This window comes from Sphingopyxis sp. SCN 67-31 (assembly GCF_001725095.1).
Map to the genome: position 1 here is coordinate 1 of NZ_MEFH01000091.1, position 19,933 is coordinate 19,933.

A 19,933-nucleotide genomic window follows, 5' to 3' on the forward strand; every position below is an offset into this window, starting at 1 on the left:
CCCTTCGACTGCCTTGCAGGCGCTCAGGACAGGCTTCGACAAGCTCAGAGCCTGCCCCCGCGAAAGCGGGGGGCAAACGGTTCAGATTTAATGCTCGATGCTCTAAGCCGGGGCGCGGCCGGAGCCGCGGCCGCTTATCCCAGCGCCTTCTTCAGCAGTTCGTTCACCACCTGCGGGTTCGCCTTGCCCTGCATCGCCTTCATCGTCTGGCCGACGAAGAAGCCGAACAGCGCTTCCTTGCCGCCGCGATATTGTTCGAGCTGGTTCGGGTTCTTCGCCAGCACCTCGGCGATCACCGCCTCGATCGCGCCGGTGTCGCTGGTCTGCCGAAGGCCCTTGTCCTCGACGATCTTCGCCGCATCGTCGCCGGTTTCGAGCATGATCTCGAACACCTGCTTGGCGATGCTGCCCGAGATGGTGCCGTCGGCGACGAGGCCGAGCAGTTCCGCCGCCTGCGCCGGGCCGACCGGCGAATCGGCGATCTCCCTGCCCAGCCGGTTGAGCGCGCCGAACAGCTCGCTGGTCATCCAGTTGGCGGCCGCCTTCGGCTCCGCGCCCGCGTCGAGCAGCGCGTCGAACCAGCGCGCGCTCTCGACCTCGGCGGTCAGCACGCCGGCGTTATAGGCCGAAATCCCCGCCGCCTCGTAGCGCGCGCGCTTGGCGTCGGGCAGTTCGGGCAGGCTCGCCCGGCATTCGTCGAGGAACGCATCGTCGAGTTCGAGCGGCAGCAGGTCGGGGTCGGGGAAATAGCGGTAATCATGCGCATCCTCCTTCGACCGCATCGTCCGCGTCGTGCCGCTGTCGGGGTTGAACAGGCGCGTTTCCTGATCGACCGTGCCGCCCGATTCGAGCACCTCGACCTGGCGCTTCGCCTCATATTCGATCGCCTGCATGACGAAGCGGACCGAATTGACGTTCTTCGTCTCGGTGCGCGTGCCCAGCGCTTCGCCGGGCTTGCGGACGCTGACGTTGACGTCGGCGCGCATCGAGCCTTCTTCCATATTGCCGTCGCACGAGCCGACGTAGCGCAGGATCGCGCGCAGCTTGCACAGATAGGCGCCGGCCTCGGCGGGCGAGCGCATGTCGGGCTTCGACACGATCTCCATCAGCGCGACGCCCGAGCGGTTGAGGTCGACGAACGACATCGTCGGATGCTGGTCGTGCATCAGCTTGCCGGCGTCCTGCTCGACATGGATGCGTTCGATCGCGATGCGCTTCGCTTCCTTGATCCCCGCCTTCTCATCCGCCTCGATCGTCAGCGAACCTTCGCCGACAAGCGGATGATAAAGCTGCGAAATCTGATAGCCCTGCGGCAGGTCGGCATAGAAATAATTCTTGCGGTCGAAGCGCGACCATTTGTTGATCTGCGCGTCGATCGCCATGCCGGTGCGCACCGCCTGCCGGATGCATTCGCGGTTCGGCACCGGCAGCATGCCGGGCATCGCGGCATCGACCAGCGACACCTGCGTGTTCGGCTCGGCCCCGAACGCCGTCGCGGCGCCCGAGAAGAGCTTGGCGTTGGAAGTGACCTGCGCATGGACCTCGAGGCCGATCACGACCTCCCACTCGCCGGTTTCGCCCTTGATGCGATAGTCCGTCATCTTACCACCACCTCTCGGCGCGAGCGGTGAAGCCCGCGCGTTCCTCGATCGCCAGCCCGGCGTTGAGCACGCCCTGCTCGTCGAAGGCCTTGCCGATGATCTGCAGGCCCAGCGGCAGGCCTTCGCGGTTGAGCGCCGCGGGGACCGACATCGCGGGCAGCCCCGCGAGGCTGGCCGGCACGGCGAACACGTCGTTCAGATACATCGACAGCGGGTCGGCGGTCTTTTCGCCGAGCCCGAACGCCGCCGACGGTGCGGTCGGGGCGAGGATCACGTCGCACGTCTCGAACGCCGCCGAAAAATCGCGCGAAATCAGCGTCCGCACCTTCTGCGCCTGCGTGTAATAGGCGTCGTAGAAGCCCGCCGACAGCACATAGGTGCCGATCATGATGCGGCGCTTGACCTCCGGCCCGAAGCCTTCGGCGCGCGTCGCGGCATACATGTCCTGCAACCCCGCACCCTGCGGCAGATCGCGCAGCCCGTAGCGCACCCCGTCGTAGCGCGCGAGGTTCGATGAGGCTTCGGCGGGGGCGATGATATAATAGGCCGGCAGCGCATATTTGGTGTGCGGCAGGCTGATCTCGACGACCTCGGCCCCGGCATCCTTGAGCATCGCGATGCCGGCATCCCACATCGCATCGATGTCGGGATCGATGCCCTCCAGTCGATATTCCCTGGGAATACCGACTTTCTTGCCCTTGAAATCGCTCGACAAAGCGGCTTCCCAATTCGGCACGGGCAGGTCGAGGCTGGTCGCGTCCTTGGGGTCGAAGCCCGCCATATTCTGAAGCATGATCGCGCAGTCGCGCACGTCGCGCGCCATCGGCCCCGCCTGGTCGAGCGAGCTGGCGAAGGCGACGATGCCCCAGCGCGAGCAGCGGCCGTAGGTCGGCTTGATCCCCGAAATGCCCACGAACGCCGCGGGCTGGCGGATCGAGCCGCCGGTGTCGGTGCCCGTCGCCGCGGGGCAGAGCCGCGCCGCGATCGCCGCCGAACTGCCGCCCGACGAGCCGCCGGGCGCCAGCGCCGCGTTCCCGCCGTCGTTCCGCTTCCACGGCGAGATGACGTTGCCGAAAAAGCTCGTCTCGTTCGACGAGCCCATCGCGAACTGGTCGAGGTTGAGCTTGCCGAGCATCCCCGCGCCCGCGTCCCACAATTTCTGCGACACGGTCGATTCGTAGCGCGGCACGAAGCCTTCGAGCATGTGGCTCGCGGCGGTGGTCTGGACGCCTTTGGTCGCGAACAGGTCCTTCATGCCGATCGGCACGCCCGACAGCGGCTTGAGCGTTCCCGCGGCCCGGTCGGCATCGGCCTGCTTCGCCGCGCCGAGCGCCTGTTCGGGCGTCTCGACGATGAAGGCGTTGAGCGCTTTCGCGCCCGCGACATTGGCGTTGAACGCCTCCGCGACCTCGACGGCGCTGAAATCGCCCGCGCGGTGGCCGTCGCGAATCTGCGCGACGGTGAGATTGGTCAAATCAGTCATCATCAAAACCCGTTCGTGCTGAGCTTGTCGAAGCACCGTTCTTTCCCGGCCGCGTCGAAGAAGGACGGTCCTTCGACAAGCTCAGGACAAACGGCTGGAACCATAGCGTCAGTCATCACTCGATCACCTTGGGCACGCCGAAGAAGCCGTGCTGCGGCTCGGGCGCGTTCGCCAGCACGTCGTCGCGGCGGTTGCCGCCGGTCAGCGGGTCGGCGTCGACGATATCGTCGCGCAGCCGCAGCGTGTTCGGGATCACCGCCGTCATCGGCTCGACCCCGCTCACGTCGACCTCGCCGAGTTGCTCGACCCAGCCGAGGATATTGTTGAGTTCGCCTTCCATCGCGGCGGCCTCCGCATCGCTGATCGCGATGCGCGCCAGCGACGCGATCTTCTTCACCGTTGCCTGATCGATTGCCATAGCTTCCTGCCTCGTGCGGGGGACGCCGCGCCGCTAGCACCCTCCCCCCTGCGCATCAAGCGGCGCCTAATCGAAAGGGCCGGTTTCGGGCACGCCGTCGACCGTGATGCGCCGCTGGCGAACCGTTTCGACCTCGACCCGCGCCTTCGACAGGTCGAGCCCCGGCCGCGCCGGACGCGGGCTCGTCGCGTCGCCCTGGACCCACTGGCCCTCGGCATTGCGCGTCACATGGTCGAATTGCAGCGCCTCGCCCGCTTCCTGCTGCCCCAGCACGCCGATCCGGTCGTCGGAAAGCCATATCGCGACGCAGGCTTTGGCGCGGGCGCACATATAGCTCGCCTCGATCCGCGCGAGCGCTTCGGCGGGGAGCGCGCGGTCCGCCGGGACGATGCGCAGCCGCTCCGTGAAGGGTTTCAGCAGCGTCGGCCCACGCGGCCCGGCGAGGTCCCAGCGATTCTTTGCCGCGAGCGCGGCCCTTGCGGCGTCGGCACGCGCCTTCTGCGGCGACCGGGTCATGTCGCGCAGCGCGTTCCGCCCCGCCGGGCCGAAATCGAACGCCATCGCCGCCCAGTCGAACTTTGCCGCCGGGGTCGCGCCGCTGTTCAGCCGCGCCAGCTGGTCGCGCGCCGAAATCGCCCCGAAATCGAGGATCGGCAGCGCCAGAAACAGCGCGAGCAGCATCAATCCGATCGCGAGCTTCTGCTGCAAGGGGCGCAGCCAGTCGTCGAAATCGCGCCGTCCGCGGACCACCGCCCACACCCCGGCGACGCCATAGGCGAGCGCGACCGCCGCCGCGATCACGCCCCACAGGCGTTCGGGGGTCCAGCCATATTGGCCGATGCGCAGACCCATCGAATAACAGGCGATGCCCGCGAGCGGCAGCACCGCGACCGCCAGCACCGGCGCGGCCCAGCGCAGCAGCGGATTGGTCGCGCGGTCCTCGCGCCCGTCGCCGATCACCGCATTGGCGAGCAGCACCGCGAAAGCCGCCGCCGCCATCATCAGCGCGGCGGTCGAAAAGCCCGAATCCCACAGCTTCTGCAATCCGGTTCCGAGCAGAGAGACGAGGAAGAGGACCAGCGCGACCGCGAGCACCGGCGCCAGCACCGCGAGCACGATCATCACCAGCCGCTGGAGCGTCGCGACCAGCCGGTCGCGCTCGCGCAACAGCCCCACCGCGCCGCCGAAGGCCGCCCCCGCGAGCATCCAGCCGAACCATTCGTCATTGAGCAGCCGTTCGATGACGTCGATCCCGATCAGCTTGAACATCTGTCCGATCAGCACGACGAGCAGGAAGGTGACGCCGACGAAGGCAAGGCCGGCCGCGCCGATCACGGCGTCGGTCCACGCATGGCCGTGCAGCCGGTCGTAGGGCATCCGCCACAGCCGCCAGAAGCGGGCATCGGGCGCGACGTCGCGCCGCGTCTGGAACAGGGGCGTCGCGACGAGCACCGCGAGCATCCCCGACCAGAACGGCCATTCGACCGGCGATCCGTGGATATTGTAGCCCGCCGACTGCCAGACGATCAGCCCCATCACCGCGCCCCACAGCAGCGCGAAGCCCAGCGCCCAGTGCCAGCGGCGAAGCTCGACCCCCAGAACGAAGGTGATCGTCCCCACCGCGACCGCGGCGGCGAGCGCGCTGCGCCAGGCGGCGAGCGGGTCCTCGTACAAATGGTCGACGAGCAGGTGAAAGGCGAGCCCCGCGACCGAGCAGACCGCCGCCATGATCCACGGCCGCAGCGGCCACGGCGGATCGCTGCCGTCCAGACGGTGCGACTCGGAGGCGGACGGGCGGGCGGGCGCATCGGTCATGCGCGACATCTGGGCTTGTTTCGGGTACGCGCGCAAGCCAGATAGCATGGCGCCCGTCGACGGGATTTTCTTTTCCCGTTCGCATCGAGCGAAGTCGAGATGCCCATCGGGGCAGCGCCAAACCGATGGGTGTCTCGACTTCGCTCGACACGAACGGGTAAGGATGTTCGCCTCTTCTCTCCCATGGAGCCCGCATTTGGCCCGCAAATTCCTCTATCTGATCGCCGCGATCATCCTGCTGATCCTTGCCGCCGGCGTCGTCTATCAGCTTTTCCCCGGCTGGGTCGCGCGGGTCGCGTTCGTCCCCAGCGCCGAATTCAAGCCGCAGGTCGTTGCCGCGCCCAACGCCTATGACGATCCCGAGATGTGGTTCGCGCGGCCGGGGATGGAGGACGATCCGTCGAAATGGCGCCCCGACCTTGCCGACGATGCGTCGGGGGGCGAAGCCTCCGGCGACGACGAGGCGCAGGCGCGCGGCCAGATCGTGCCGCCCGCCCGCGCCGCCGCGCCGTCCGCCGCATCCGCCGCCGCTGTTCGAGGCGACGCGGAGATCTTCTTCGTCCATCCGACAAGCTATTACAGCAAGTCGAGCTGGAACGCCCCGCTCTCCGACCGCGACGCCGACCACCGCGCCAACCTGTTCGTGCGCGGCATGGCGAGCGCCTTTTCCGACGCGGGCGAGGTGTGGGCGCCGCGCTATCGCCAGGCGACGCTGGGGGCTTTCCTCGCCACCGACCGCGTCACCGCGGGCAAGGCGATCGACGCCGCCTATCGCGATGTCGAGCAGGCGTTCGACGCCTTTCTGGCCGCGATCCCGAAAAACCGGCCGATCATCCTCGCAGGGCACAGCCAGGGCGCGCTGCACCTCGAAACGCTGCTGAAGAACCGCGTCGCCGGCACCCCGCTCGCGAAGCGCGTCGTCGCCGCCTATATCGTCGGCTGGCCGATCTCGGTCGAAACCGACCTGCCCGCGCTCGGCCTTCCGGCCTGCACGACCCCCGACCAGAAGGGCTGCATCCTGTCGTGGGCGAGCTTCGCCGAGCCCGCCGATCCGGCGATGGTGACCGAAGCCTATGACGGCACCATCGGCTTCGACGGCCGCCCGCGCGCCGAAACGCGGATGCTGTGCACCAATCCGATCACCGGGATTCCGGACACCGATGCGCCGGCAGAGGCCAATCTGGGCACGCTGAAACCCGAGGCGAAGTTCACCGAGGGGCGCCTGATCCCCGGCAAGGTCGGCGCGACGTGCGACGATGCGCGCGGCTTCCTGATGATCGGGCAGGCCGACGTCGTGAAGGATTATGTCGTTCCGGGCTATGTGCTGCCGGGCAACAATTATCACGTCTACGACATCACCCTGTTCTGGGCGAACGTCCGCGCCGACGTGCTGCGCCGGCTCGCGGCGTTCGAGGGGAAGCCTTCGCCGGTTCCGCCTGCCGTGGCGCCAGCGGCTGCCGCAACACCCGCATCCGCTCCCTCGTCACCCCGCACTTGATCGGCAATCTTCCCGTTCCCCGGCGAAAGCCCGGGTCCAGACGGCATCGCGCCGCTCCGCGTGGACCCCGGCTTTCGCCGGGGAACGGGTCCTCGATCGGGGGCTATTCGGCGCCCCATTTCGGGCGAGGCGCCGAATGGATGCCGAATCAAGTTCAGCATGACGGAATCCGGCGATAAGGACCGATCGATGATTTCCACCCTCGCCCCCGATTTTGCCGCCGCGCTTCCCGACGGCGGGCGCCTCGCCGGGCTCGATGTCGGGACGAAGACGATCGGGGTCGCGCTGTGCGACGCGGGGTGGAGCTTCGCGACCCCCGACCGGACGATCCGCCGCGGCAAGTTCGCCGCCGATCTCGATGCCCTGCGCGGGCTCGTCGCCGCCCAGTCGGTCGTCGGCCTCGTCGTCGGGCTGCCGCTCAACATGGACGGCAGCGACAGTCCGCGCACCCAGTCGGTGCGCGCCTTCGCGCGCAACCTCGCGCCGCTGGGCCTGCCCGTGCTGCTGTGGGACGAACGCTGGTCGACCGCGGCGGTCGAGCGCGCGATGATCGCCGCCGACGTCAGCCGCGCGAAACGCGCCGAGCGCATCGACAGCGCCGCCGCCGCCTTCATCCTGCAAGGCGCGATCGACGCGCTGGTGCGGGCGTGAGCGCCTGACCCGATCGGCGGATCGCCGTGGACGGGATCAGGCGCCGTCCGACATCTTCGCCAATTCGCGGGCAAAGGCGCGAAAACCCACGGTCAGGATGATCGCCGCCAGCGGCATGGCGACGCCGGTCACCAGCGCTATCGAATAGCGCAGCGCCGCATCGTCGCCGAACAGATGGTCGGTGAGCAGCGCCATCAGCATCGGACCGAAACCCAGCCCGGTCAGGTTGACGATGAAGAAATAGAGCGCGGTCACGCGGGCGCGATATTCGTTCGGGGTGATGAGCTGCAACGCCACCGTTCCGACGCCGTGCATCGTCAGCATCGGAAAGGCGAGCGCCAGCATCGCGAACGCCAGCACCGCATCGGGCATCAGCGCCGCGGCGAGCAGCGGCGGGCCGCCCAGCAGGATCGACAGCCGCATCACGCGCAGATGCGCGTCGGCGACGCCCTTGCCGAACATCCGGTCGGCCAGCGTGCCGCCGAGCACCAGCCCCGCCGCGCCGCCGATCGCCATGATGACGCCGAACCACAGCCCGGCCCGCGACACCTCCATGCCATAGGTGCGGAAGAAGAAGGTCGGAACCCAGGCGATCACGCCGTACATGACGAGCCCGATCAGCGCCATGCCGACGAACAGCGCGCCGAGCGCCGCGCGCTGGCGGACGAGGTGGGCGAGAAAGCCGGGCGCCGGCGGCTCGTCGGCGTGGGCGGCGGCCTGCCGGCGTCCCTGGCGCAGCGGTTCGCGCACCGTGAGGAGCAGCAGGCAGACCAGCAATCCCGGCGCCGCGACCCAGAGGAAGATCGTCCGCCACGCCTCGACCGGGCCGACGAACGGCAGATCGACCATCGGCGCGGCGAGCACGGCCTGGACGACGAAGGCGCCGAGGATCATCGCCACGCCCGAGCCGAGCGGCACCCCGATCGAATAGACCGCCAGCGCGCGCGCCAGGCGGTCGCGCGGAAAGGTGTCGCTGAGCATCGAATAGGCGGCGGGGGACAGCGCCGCCTCTCCCACCCCGACGCCCATGCGCGCGAGGAACAGCGTGGCATAGCTTCCCGCGAAGCCGCAGCCCGCGGTCATCACGCTCCACAGCGCGACGCCGACGAGGATCAGGTTGCGGCGGTTCCAGCGGTCGGCGATCCACGCCAGCGGCAGGCCCAGCAGCGTGTAGAAAAGCGCGAAGGCCAGCCCGATCAGCAGGCTGACCTCGGTATCCGAGATGTCGAGCGCGGCGCGGATCGGCGCGACGAGCAGGCTCAGGATCATCCGGTCGACGAAGGACAATGTATAGGCGAGCAGGAGGACGCCGACGACGTACCAGCCATAGACCGGACGCGGCCATTGCGGGGATTCGGCGCCCGCGTCGGGCGATGGTTCCTGCCGCGATCGAGTCGTTGCGCCGTCGTTCGCCATCATCCCGTCCCTTCGCGCACGGCGCGCCCTTGCGCGCTCGATCATGCTGTTATATATGAAATATTACTTAGAACGCTAAGTAAAAATAAGGCTGAGTCAAGCGGATATGAACCGCGGGCCGGCGGGTCGGGAGATGAGAGATGGCTAGAACGGAAATCAGGATAAGCACGCTGCTGCTCGCGGGCACCGCGGCGATAGCCGTGCCCGCCGCGGCGCAGGACAGCGCGCCGCGCGACAGCGACGACATCATCGTCACCGCGCAGCGCCAGGAACAGCGGCTGCAGGACGTGCCCGTTTCGGTCACCGCCTTCGGCGCCGACCAGCTCCGCGACAACAGCATCGAGACGGTGCAGGACATCGCGATCCGCACCCCCGGCCTGGCGATCAGCGCGGTCGACCCGGTCAACACCAACTTTTCGATGCGCGGCATCGGCAGCGCGCCGGGCATCAGCCAGAATGCCGGCGGCGACCCGTCGGTGGTCGTCTTCGTCGACGGCGTCTATGCCGGGCGCGGCGGCACGCCCGACCTCGACGCGCTCGACCTCGAACGGGTCGAGGTGCTGCGCGGACCGCAAGGGACGTTGTTCGGCAAGAATGCGATCGGCGGCCTCGTCCAGTTCGTCAGCCGCAAGCCGACCGACGAGGAAAGCTTTCATTTCGAGGGCACCTACGGCAATTACGACCGCATCGGCGTGACCGCCCGCGGCAACATGGCGCTGACCGACACCATCTATTTTTCGGCCGGCGTTTCGCACAAGCAGCGCGACGGCTTCGAATATAACGAGACGACGGGCCACCGCGTCAACGACCTGAACCTGACGACGGGCCGCGCGGCGCTGCGCTTCGTCCCGAACGACACGCTCGACATCATCCTGCGCGCCGACATCTCGCACCAGGACCAGAAGGGCAATCCGCGCCACAACAATTGCGACAGCAGCTTTCAGGACGGCATCCACTGCGTCGGCATCAATCCCGACCCGCGCGTCGTGAACGCCTATATCGACGGCGAGATCAAGCGGACGATCCAGACCTATTCGGGCGAGGTCAACATCGACCTGCCGTTCGGGACGCTGACCTCGCTCACCGCGCTGCGCAAGGTCAAGTTCAACTTCGTCACGCCCTTCTTCAGCAACCCCATCAACCCGCCGGCGCAGATCGAATCGACCAGTTTCGGCGAGGAGAACAACAGCCAGTTCAGCCAGGAACTGCGCCTGGCCTTCGACGCGTGGGACGGCCGCCTGAAAGGCCAGACCGGCGTCTATTTCCTCAAGGAGAACAACGACCGCATCGAAGGGCAGATTCAGGATTTCCCGACCCCCGAAGGATCGGGGACCGGCATCTATCCGCAGTCGGTCAACGCGCGCAGCTTCGCGATCTTCGGCCAGGTCGACGTCGAGATCGTCCCGGCGCTGACCGCGACGGTCGGCGCGCGCATGACGTGGGAGCGCAAGAGCGGCCGCTTCGCGGGATACAAGGCCGACGACGGCCCGGGCCTGCCGCCGCCGCTCGGGTCGCTCGACGGCTACGACGTCACGGGCAAGAAGAGCTGGAAGGCCTTCACGCCCCGGTTCGCGCTCAACTGGAAGGCGACCGACGACGTCCTGCTCTATGCCTCGGTCGCGCGCGGCTACAAGAGCGGCGGGTTCCAGGGGCTGTCGGGCACCGCGGCGGGCGCCTCCACCCCCTACGACCCCGAATTCGCCTGGGGCTATGAAATCGGCGCCAAGACCGACTGGCTCGACCGCCGGCTGCGCCTGAACGTCGCGGCCTTCCGGACCGATTATTCGGACCTGCAGATTTCGCAGCTCGTCCCGCTTTGCTGCGTTGTCGTCAGCAATGCCGCCAAGGCGCGGATCAAGGGGATCGAGGTCGAAGCCGTCGTGCGCCCGGTCGACGGGCTCCAGATCGACGGCAGCTATTCGTGGCTCGATACCAAGTTCATCGAATATGCGATCCCCGGCACCGACTATACGGGCAACCAGCTGCCGCGCTCGCCGCGCAACAAATTCAACATCGGCGGCCAGTTCGAGCGCCCGATCGGCGACCTGACGGCAAAGCTGCGGGTCGATTACAGCTGGGTCGACGACGCCTATTTCGAGGCGTCGAACATTCCGCAGCAGCTTTGGCCCGCGCACGAGAATGTCGACGCGCGCCTGTCGCTGTCGAACCCCGACGATGGCTGGGAGCTGTCGCTGTGGGGCAAGAATCTGACGAACGAGCTGACGCCGACCTATGTCACCTGGTTCTCCGCCTATCGCCAGCTTCTGACCCCCTATGCGCCGCCGCGCACCTATGGGGCGACGGTCGCGTTCAGCTTCTGACGCGGCGGGCGGCTCCGCCCGACGGAGCCGCCCTCCCCCTTTTTCGCTTCCCGCTTCTTTTCCGAAAGGATGACCGATGGACGAACCCCGCTTCCGCTACCTCTGTTCCTATCGCGCCGCTTTCACCGAACCCCAGCAGATGATCGGCAAGGCGCATTTCGGACGCCGGATGATCGCGGCGCTGACCGGCGGCGAGGTCGAAGGCGAGCGACTGCGCGGCCGGGTGATGCCGAGCGGCGGCGACTGGGCGACGATCGACGACAACGACACGCTGCGGCTCGACGCCCGCATTACGATGGAAACGCATGACGGCGCCCTGATCTACGTCTCCTATCGCGGCGTGCTGCGGCCGCTTTCGGCCGCGCACAAGCATGCGCGGAACGGCGGCCCGAAGACTCCCGAAGACAAGGCCGAAGTCTATTTTCGCACCACGCCGATGTTCGAAACGGGCGACGAGCGCTATCGCTGGCTGAACGACATCGTCGCGGTCGGCCTTGGCGCCAGCGTCGGCGGCGCGGTCCGTTACGACGTGTTCGAACTGCTGTAGCGCGGGCGGGATCGATCGCCCGATCGGTCACGGCCCCTTTTCGCCAGCCAACCGTTCCCCGGCGAACGCCGGGGCCCATGCCGCGCGGCACCATGGCATCTGGACCCCGGCTTTCGCCCGGGAACGGGCCCTTGCATGTCTGAAGTCCATATATGCCCGCCCGATCCCGGCCGGCGCGGCGCGGGATCGGGGTTGGCAACGCCGTGCATCTGGTCCATCGCCGCCCCCGATGAGCAACAGGACGCAGGAAACGGGCCCGCCCATGACGCAAGCATCCCATCACCCGATGACGATGATCCACCTGTTGCGGGCGGTCTATTGGTATGACGAGGCGCTCCAGTCGAACCTGCGCCGCGACGGCTGGCCGACCCCGACGCGGACCCAGTCGATGCTGTTCGCGAACATCGCCATGGGCGAATCGCGCCCCGCCCGCCTCGCCGCCAACCTGGGGATCACGCGCCAGTCGATGAGCGAGATGATCGCGACGCTGGTCGAACAGAATATCCTGGTGGTCCGGCCCGACCCGCAGGACAGGCGCGCGCACAAGATCAGCTTCCATCCCGATTCATCGCCGCTCCGGCACGCCGCCGAAGCGGTGATGAACGCCTTGCACCAGCATCTGGGCGCCCGCCTGGGGAAGGATCGCCTCGACGCCCTCGACGACGCGATCTCGGCGGACTGGGGTCCCATTCCCGATTTGAGCGCGCCCGAAAGAAAATAGTTAGTATACTATTGACTTTGTCAGGCAGCCTGACAAACTCCCTCCAAAGACATGAGGGAGAGAATGGCCGTGGCCGACATGGAATTACCGCCGACCGTCCAACCCGCGATTCCGGTCGGGGATGATTTCCTGACGCGCGAGCAACTGGCCCAGCTCACGCCCGAAGACCTGGTCCGCCGCACCACCGCGCTCAAGCCGCTGTTGCAACGGCACGCCGCGGCGTGCGAGCGCGAACGGCGCCCGATCGTCGAGGTGTGGAACGCCATCCGCGCGACCGGCTGTTTCTATCACTTCATGCCGCGCAAATATGGCGGGCTGGAATTCGACGTCGACAGCTTCCTCGACGCGATGCTGCCGCTGGCCGAAGGGTGCGCGTCGACCGGCTGGGTCACCGCTTTCTGCGTCGAGCATGTCTGGATGCTGTCGCAATTTCCCGAGCCGTTCCAGGACGAGATTTTCGGCGGCGGCGGAGACCATGTCCCCTATGTGATCGCGCCCGGCGTGACCGCGCCCCCGGGCAAGGCGATTCCGGTCGACGGCGGCTATCGCATCTCGGGCCGCTGGAAATGGGGCACCGGGATCATGAATTCCAACTGGGCGATGGTGGCATGCGCGATCCCCGACGATCCCGAGCGCCGCGCCCTGTTCTGCGCCCTGCCGACGAACGAGGTCAAGGTGCTCGACACCTGGAATATCGACGGGATGGAGGGAACGGGCAGCCACGACCTGCTGATCGAGGACGCCTTCATCCCCGAATATCGCACGATGAACATGAACGACATGCGGGCCGGAACCGGCCACGGCGCGCGCCTGTACGACAATCCGATCTATCGCCAGCCGATGACCCCCTTCCTGGGCGTCACCGCGGCGATCGGCGGCGTCGGGGTCGGGCGCGCGGCGGTCGCCGCCTTTGCCGAACAGCTTCAGCAACGCGTCATCCCGGGAAGCACGACCCGGCAATCGGACAAGCCCGCGGCGCAGATGCGTCTGGCCCATGCCGACGTGCAGATCGCGACCGCGGAGATGTTGCTGCGCGCGGCGGTCAATCGCAACGTCGAACTCGCGGCGGGACCGGTGCCCGCCACCTTCGGGCAGCGCAGCTTCATGCGCCTGCAGATCGCGCACGCGATGGAAATCTGCCGCGAGGCGATCCGCACGCTGGTCGAGGCGGCGGGCGCGGGCGCCCACATGCGGGGCAATCCGCTGCAGCGGCATCTGCGCGACATCAACGTCATGTCGAACCACGTCATCTACGACATCGACGCGGCATCCGAACTGCGCGGCCGCGCCATGCTGGGGATGGAACCCAATTCGATGATCTACTGATCGCTTGCGGCGGGCGAAAGGCGCGCGCCCGCGGCGAAAGGACCGGCGCCGACAACAAATGGGGCCCGCGAAACCCGTCATGGCGACGGGGCGGAGCGCCCGAAAATGGGAGGGAAAAATGAACCGGATTACGCTGTTCCGTTCGATGCTGCTTGCCAGCCTTGCCGTTCCGACATCCGCCTATGCCCAGACCGACGGCGCGTCGGCCGCCCGCGATTCCGAAATCGTCGTCACCGCGACCAAGCGCGAGCAGACGCTGCTCGACGTGCCGCTGTCGGTCGCGGCGGTCAGCGGCGAGGGCATGGAAGCGATGGGCATCCGCCAGTTCAACGACCTCCAGTCGAGCGTCCCCAATCTGCAGATCGACCAGACCAACGGCAATTTCGTCGTGTCGATGCGCGGGCTCGGTTCGGGCGGCGGCAACCTGGCCTTCGAACAGTCGGTCGGCTTCTTCATCGACGGCGTCTATTCGGGCCGGTCGCGGTCGATGCAGACCGCGATGATGGACGTCGCGCGGGTCGAGGTCGTGCGCGGTCCGCAAGGCGCGCTGTTCGGCAAGAACACCAACGCCGGCGCGATCAGCGTGATCAGCCGCGCGCCCACCCGGCAGTTCGAAGCGCAACTGCGCGGCCGCTACGAGTTCGAGAATGACGGCTATGGCGGCGGCGGCTTCGTGTCGGGTCCGTTGACCGACAGCCTCAGCGCCCGGATCAGCTTTCAGGCCGGGCACGAGGGCGGTTACATGTACAACCGCGTCACCCGACGCGACGACAACAGCAACAACAATATGGGTATCCGCGGCCAGTTGCTGTTCGAACCCGCCGGCGGGGGCGGATCGATCCTGTTCAAGGCCGAATATGCCGAGAACAACTACAAGGGCGGCAACCTGACCTACAACGGTCTGGGCAACTGCGTCTTCTGCGACCAGATCCGCGCCGCGTCGGCCGCCGTCGGCGGCCCGCCCGAACGCCCCTCGTTCGAGCGCGCGCAAAGTTCGGCCTATCCCGAATTCTCGCGCACCAACAACCTCAACCTCACCGTCACCGCCAAGCTCGACCTCGGCGGGGGGTTCGAGCTTTCGTCGATCTCGGGCTATCAGCGGCTGCGCGCCCGGACGCAGAACGATATCGACATCAGCCCCATCGCCTTTTCGGATTCGATCCATACCGAAAACAGCTCGCAGCTTTCGCAGGAAATCCGGGTCGCGGGCGCCGTCGGGCCGGTCGACCTGATCGTCGGCGGCTCCTATTTCTATGCGCGGTCGGACATCCTGCAGGAAATCTACTGGAACGGCGCCGACAAGGTGCTGACCCCGCCGATCGGCCCCTTGCTGCAAGGGACGGCGCGGCTGCCGTTCCACCAGACGAGCGAGGCGCTGTCGCCCTTCGCCGCGATCGACTGGCATCTGACCGATGCGCTGACCTTCAGCGGCAGCCTGCGCTACAACCACGAATCGAAGCAGGCGCGCGTCGCCGGGGAAATGAGCGTGCTCGCCTATCCCAGCTACGTCTTCATCCGCTCGCGCAGCGAGGCGCTGTGGGATTATTCGGCGAAGCTCAGCTACAAGTTCGGCCCGTCGGCGCAGGTCTACCTCAGCTATGCGACCGGATCGAAGGGCGGCGGCTATGTGTCGAACGACAGCCGCCTCGGCCTGACCGGGCGCGTCGAGTTCGAGCCCGAGCGGGCGCGGTCGTGGGAGGCCGGCGCCAAGCTGCGCCTGCTCGACAACCGGCTGCACCTGAACATGGCCGCCTTCACGACCGATTTCACGAACCTTCAGGTCTCCTCCTTCACCGGATCGTCCTTCACCACCGGCAACGCCGCCGAAGCGCGGTCGCGCGGGATCGAGGGCGACGCGGCGTTGCGGATCGGCGACATGCTGACGATCGGCGGTTCGCTGGCCTATCTCGACGCCTATTACACCGATTATCCGGGGGCGGCCTGCACCTATGACGCGCCCGCGGGCTGCACGACGATGAACCTCGCCGGCTACCGGCTGACGCGCGCGCCGAAGTGGAAATGGAACAGCTATGCCGAGGTTCGGGTGCCGGTGGCGTCGGACTGGGCGCTGACCGGCCGCGTCGCGGCGGACTATACCGGCGCCTCCATCTATCAGGACGACCGCCATCCCAACAATATCATGCCCGGCTATACCAAGCTCGACGCGCGGCTCGCGCTCGCGTCCGAGGCGAACGACCTCGAGGTCGCGCTGATCGGCCGCAACCTGACCAACAAGGTGTCGTTCAGCCAGTCGTTCGGCGTGCCGCTGGTGGCGGGAAGCTGGGCGGTGTTCGTCAATCCGTCGCGAACCATCGCGCTGGAGGTCACCAAGGGCTTTTGACCCGGCATTGCAGAGGGGCCTGCCATGCGGAACGCTCTGCGGGAAAACGGACCGGATGTGCAAGACGGCGGCGCCGGCGACGGCGGACAGCTGCACGATCTTGCACGTCTGGTCTTCCAGTCCTTCCAGCGGCTGCTGGAGCACCGGACCATGGTGCACGACGTGTCGGCGAGCCAGTGGAGCTTCCTGCGGCAGCTGTGGCGCACCGACGGCATCTGCCAGCGCGAGCTGGCCAACCGGTTGGGAATTTCCGAAGCCACGGCTACCATCGCACTTCGCAGGCTGGAGGAAAAGGGTTTCGTCAGCCGCCGGCGCAATGCCGGCAACCGCCGCGAGATGCTGGTCTTCCCGACCCGGCGCACGCAGGCGCTGGAGGCGGTGCTGATCCCCCTCGCCCGCGACGTCCATGTCCTGGCGACGCAGGATTTCACGGCGGCGGAGGTCGCGACGCTCGAACGGCTGCTGCGCAGCGTGATCGCCAATCTCGCCGCAGCCTGAGGAGACGCACGAGGTGAAGATATTGCATATCGCGGGCAGCCCCAAGGGCGAGCGGTCGGCTTCGCGAAAACTGGCGGACGTCTTCCTGCGCCGCTATCGCGCCCTGCATCCCGACCATGAGATCGGCGACATCGACGTGTTCGACGCCGCAGCGAATCCCGATTTCGGTGCGGTCCACGCCATCCACAAGCTGGCGCCGCTGTTCGGCGAGGAACGGAGCGAAGCGGGGACGGTCGCGTGGGTCGATACCGAGCGGCTGATCGCGGATTTCGACCGCGCCGACAAGATATTGCTGTCGTGCCCGATGTGGAACTATTCGGTGCCGTGGGCGGTGAAGCGCTATCTCGATCACCTGATGCAGCCCGGCCGGACATTCGGGTTCGACCCCGCGACCCGGCAGCACTTCGGCCTGCTCCGCGACCGCCCCGTCCAGTTCATCCTCACCCGTTCCTCGACGGGCGACGACGATCCGGGGGATTTCCAGCTGCCCTATCTGCTGCACATATTCCGGCAGATGGGCCTGCACGATATTCGCGTGATCAACGCCTGCAAGACCACGAAAGCCACCGCGCCGGAGCGGCTCGCCTATCTCGATTCCTTCACCCCGGAGCTGGAGGCGGCCGCCGCCCGTTTTTGAACGCCCTGCCCTCGATACGGCATCACCCTGCTTCTTCGCTTGCGGGATCGGCCCGCGCGTCCTAGACGCTGCGCTTTAATGACAAGCGCAACCACCCGACCCGCCAGCGACTACCCGCCCGGTGGCGATGCCTTTCGCCATCGCGACCTGACCGGCATCGCCCAGCTCGCCCCATGGGAAATTTCCTATATCCTCGACGCCGCCGAACAGTGGGTCGAGCTGAACCGTTCGGGCGCGGCGAAGCATGACGATGCGCTGAAGGGCCTCACCATCATCAACGCCTTCTTCGAGAATTCGACGCGCACCCTGCTGTCGTTCGAAATCGCGGGCAAGCGGCTCGGCGCCGACGTCGTCAACATGCACGCGGCGCAGTCGAGCGTGAAGAAGGGCGAGACGCTGATCGACACCGCGATGACGCTGAACGCGATGCGCGCCGACGCGATCGTCATCCGCCATTCGGCATCGGGCGCGGTGCAACTGATCGCCGACAAGGTCGACTGCCCGGTGCTGAACGCCGGCGACGGGCGGCACGAGCATCCGACGCAGGCGCTGCTCGACGCGCTGACCATCCGCCGCCGCAAGGGCAAGGTCGAGGGGCTGACCGTCGCGATCTGCGGCGACGTGCTGCACAGCCGCGTCGCGCGATCGAACATCCTCGCGCTGACGCTGCTCGGCAACGAGGTGCGCGTCGTCGCGCCGCCGACGCTGATCCCGCCCGCGCTCGACCGCATGCACGCCGTCCCCTTCACCGACATGGACGAGGGGTTGAAGGGCGCCGACGTCGTGATGATGCTGCGCCTCCAGAACGAGCGCATGGACGGCGCCTACCTGCCCAGCGCGCGCGAGTATCACGCGCTCTATGCGCTGACGCCGCAGCGGCTGGAGAAGGCGAAGCCCGACGCGATCGTCATGCATCCCGGCCCGATGAACCGCGGGGTCGAGATCGACAGCAGCATCGCCGACGACCCGGTGCGATCGACGATCACCGAGCAGGTCGAAATGGGGGTCGCGGTGCGCATGGCGTGCCTCGACATATTGACCCGCCGCAAGCGGGGGGTGCCCGGATGGAACTGAAGCCGCTGCTCATCGCCAACGCCCGCCTGCTCGGCGGCAACGTCGGCAGCCTGCTCGCGGTCGGCGGCCGCATCGCCGCGATCGACCCCGCCGAGCGTCCCGAGGGCATCGAGACGGTCGATGCGAAGGGCCAGTGGCTCGCCCCCGGCATCATCGACCTCGGCGTCTTCGCGACCGACAAGCCGGCCTTTCATTTCGGCGGCATCACGCGCGCCGCGCTGATGCCCGACAGCGGCCCGCTCGACGGCGCGGGGCTCGTCGAGCGCGCGGCGAAGGGCGGCAAGCCCGACCTGTGGGTTCATCCGCTCGCCGCCGCGACCAAGGGGCTCACCGGCAGGGAACTGGCGGAAATCGGGCTGATGAAGGGCGCGGGCGCGCGCGCGGTGGCGACGGGCCGGGACCGGATCGCCGACGCCGGCGTGATGCGCCGCGTCCTCTCCTACGCCGCGTCGCTCGGCCTCACCGTCATCGCGCATGCCGAGGACGAAGGGCTGACGCACTGCGCGGTCGCGACCGATGGCGAGATGGCGACGCGCCTCGGCCTCGCCTCCGCGCCCGCGATCGCCGAGGCGATGGCGATCGCGCGCGACCTGCTGCTGGTCGAGGAAACGGAAGCGCCGCTGCATATCCGCCAGGTCACGACGCGGCGCGGGCTCGACCTGATCCGCGCCGCGAAGGCGGCGGGACTGCCCGTCACCTGCGGCATCACGCCCGCGCACCTGTTCCTGTCCGACACCGCGATGGGCGATTTCCGCACCTTCGCGCGCCTGTCGCCGCCGCTGCGGTCGGAGGACGACCGCCGCGCCTGCCTCGCCGCCATCGCCGACGGCACGATCGACGTGCTCGCTTCGGGCCACGACCCGCGCGGGCCCGAGGACAAGCGCCTGCCCTTTGCCGAGGCGCTGCCCGGCATGGCGGGCGCCGAGACGCTGCTCGCGATGGGGCTGCAACTCGTCCGCGACGGCCATGCGACCCCGGCGCGCCTGTTCGACCTGCTCGCCGCAAACCCGGCAAAGCTGCTCGGCCTTAATGCCGGAACGCTGGCGGTCGGCGCCGAGGCCGACCTGATCCTGATCGACGACGGCACGCCGTGGCAGGTCGATGCGAAGAAGATGGCGGCGTGGGCGGGCAACACCCCCTTCGACGGCATGCCGATGCAGGGCCGCGCCACGATGCTGTGGAAAGGCGGCGTGCGGATACGCTGAGGCGCGATGGCTTTGGATTGCCGCGTGGCTTTGTCGCTCGCGGATGACGAGTCCATTCCATGTCATCGGGCCGTAGCGCGTCAAATCCGAACCGTCCGCCCCCCGCTTTCGCGGGGGCAGGCGCTGAGCTTGTCGAAGCCTGTCCTGAGCACCTGCAAGGCCGTCGAAGGGCCGTTCTTTCTTTTGACGCCGCAGGAAGAAAGGCGGTGCTTCGACAGGCTCGGCACGAACGACAGAAAGAGTGATGCAGATTTAATGCACGATTCTCTAAGGTCTGTGGGGATTCAGAGTCTATCGCCGCGATATTGTATAAAGCCGTGTTCCCCCGCCCTTCGACTGCCCGCAGGGCGGGCGCTCAGGATAAACTTCCGCCATAGGCGG

Annotated in this window: 16 protein-coding genes; 11 read left to right on the forward strand and 5 right to left on the reverse strand. The window is 67.6% G+C overall.

All coding sequences use genetic code 11. The features are described 5' to 3' along the window. Nucleotides 1-134: 134 nt before the first annotated feature. From gatB to ABS88_RS18465, 4 genes are all read right to left on the reverse strand, one after another. Nucleotides 135-1,601, reverse strand: coding sequence for an Asp-tRNA(Asn)/Glu-tRNA(Gln) amidotransferase subunit GatB (gene gatB / locus ABS88_RS18450; protein ID WP_286750282.1), 1,467 nt, complete (start codon nucleotides 1,599-1,601; stop codon nucleotides 135-137). A gap of 1 nt (nucleotide 1,602) precedes the next feature. Then, nucleotides 1,603-3,084, reverse strand: coding sequence for an Asp-tRNA(Asn)/Glu-tRNA(Gln) amidotransferase subunit GatA (gene gatA / locus ABS88_RS18455; RefSeq protein ID WP_104960329.1), 1,482 nt, complete (start codon nucleotides 3,082-3,084; stop codon nucleotides 1,603-1,605). Between the two features lie 115 nt (nucleotides 3,085-3,199). After that, a complete protein-coding gene (gatC, locus tag ABS88_RS18460) occupies nucleotides 3,200-3,502 on the reverse strand; it encodes an Asp-tRNA(Asn)/Glu-tRNA(Gln) amidotransferase subunit GatC (RefSeq protein ID WP_067109613.1) in 303 nt (100 codons plus the stop codon). A gap of 66 nt (nucleotides 3,503-3,568) precedes the next feature. Next, entirely contained in the window at nucleotides 3,569-5,317 is a 1,749-nt protein-coding gene (locus ABS88_RS18465; protein ID WP_076075733.1) for a DUF4153 domain-containing protein, read from the reverse strand. Between the two features lie 196 nt (nucleotides 5,318-5,513). On the opposite strand from ABS88_RS18465, the gene ABS88_RS18470 reads away from it, so the two are divergent. Both ABS88_RS18470 and ruvX read left to right on the forward strand, forming a co-directional pair. Next, nucleotides 5,514-6,815 (forward strand): DUF3089 domain-containing protein, encoded by a 1,302-nt coding sequence (locus tag ABS88_RS18470; RefSeq protein ID WP_076075736.1) that lies wholly within the window; start codon nucleotides 5,514-5,516, stop codon nucleotides 6,813-6,815. Between the two features lie 189 nt (nucleotides 6,816-7,004). Further along, a complete protein-coding gene (gene ruvX / locus ABS88_RS18475; RefSeq protein ID WP_104960328.1) occupies nucleotides 7,005-7,466 on the forward strand; it encodes a Holliday junction resolvase RuvX in 462 nt (153 codons plus the stop codon). Nucleotides 7,467-7,502: 36 nt separating this feature from the next. On the opposite strand, the gene ABS88_RS18480 is transcribed toward ruvX, so the two are convergent. Further along, nucleotides 7,503-8,882, reverse strand: coding sequence for a spinster family MFS transporter (locus ABS88_RS18480; RefSeq protein ID WP_076075738.1), 1,380 nt, complete (start codon nucleotides 8,880-8,882; stop codon nucleotides 7,503-7,505). Between the two features lie 140 nt (nucleotides 8,883-9,022). On the opposite strand from ABS88_RS18480, the gene ABS88_RS18485 reads away from it, so the two are divergent. The 9 genes from ABS88_RS18485 to ABS88_RS18525 all read left to right on the forward strand — a co-directional run bounded on the left by ABS88_RS18485 (nucleotide 9,023) and on the right by ABS88_RS18525 (nucleotide 19,552). After that, nucleotides 9,023-11,203 (forward strand): TonB-dependent receptor, encoded by a 2,181-nt coding sequence (locus tag ABS88_RS18485; RefSeq protein WP_076075741.1) that lies wholly within the window; start codon nucleotides 9,023-9,025, stop codon nucleotides 11,201-11,203. A gap of 76 nt (nucleotides 11,204-11,279) precedes the next feature. Then, entirely contained in the window at nucleotides 11,280-11,750 is a 471-nt protein-coding gene (locus ABS88_RS18490) for a DUF3237 domain-containing protein (protein WP_067109625.1), read from the forward strand. A 262-nt stretch (nucleotides 11,751-12,012) separates the two neighbouring features. After that, nucleotides 12,013-12,471, forward strand: a complete 459-nt coding sequence (locus tag ABS88_RS18495; RefSeq protein ID WP_158682148.1) for a MarR family winged helix-turn-helix transcriptional regulator — start codon at nucleotides 12,013-12,015, stop codon at nucleotides 12,469-12,471. 78 nt (nucleotides 12,472-12,549) lie between these two features. Beyond that, nucleotides 12,550-13,797: an acyl-CoA dehydrogenase family protein gene (locus tag ABS88_RS18500; RefSeq protein ID WP_207797297.1), complete on the forward strand. Its 1,248-nt coding sequence runs from the start codon at nucleotides 12,550-12,552 to the stop codon at nucleotides 13,795-13,797. A gap of 118 nt (nucleotides 13,798-13,915) precedes the next feature. Beyond that, nucleotides 13,916-16,138, forward strand: a complete 2,223-nt coding sequence (locus ABS88_RS18505; RefSeq protein ID WP_076075746.1) for a TonB-dependent receptor — start codon at nucleotides 13,916-13,918, stop codon at nucleotides 16,136-16,138. Nucleotides 16,139-16,162: 24 nt separating this feature from the next. Next, the gene (locus ABS88_RS18510; RefSeq protein WP_076075749.1) at nucleotides 16,163-16,636 is read left to right on the forward strand and encodes a MarR family winged helix-turn-helix transcriptional regulator; all 474 of its coding nucleotides are present in this window, start codon (nucleotides 16,163-16,165) and stop codon (nucleotides 16,634-16,636) included. Nucleotides 16,637-16,649: 13 nt separating this feature from the next. Continuing rightward, on the forward strand, nucleotides 16,650-17,273 hold the full coding sequence (locus ABS88_RS18515) for an FMN-dependent NADH-azoreductase (RefSeq protein WP_076075751.1): 624 nt from the start codon (nucleotides 16,650-16,652) through the stop codon (nucleotides 17,271-17,273). Between the two features lie 78 nt (nucleotides 17,274-17,351). Next, nucleotides 17,352-18,347, forward strand: a complete 996-nt coding sequence (locus ABS88_RS18520) for an aspartate carbamoyltransferase catalytic subunit (RefSeq protein ID WP_076075754.1) — start codon at nucleotides 17,352-17,354, stop codon at nucleotides 18,345-18,347. Next, nucleotides 18,338-19,552, forward strand: a complete 1,215-nt coding sequence (locus tag ABS88_RS18525; protein WP_076075756.1) for a dihydroorotase — start codon at nucleotides 18,338-18,340, stop codon at nucleotides 19,550-19,552. Before ABS88_RS18520 ends, ABS88_RS18525 begins: the two co-directional genes overlap by 10 nt. Nucleotides 19,553-19,933 lie beyond the last annotated feature (381 nt).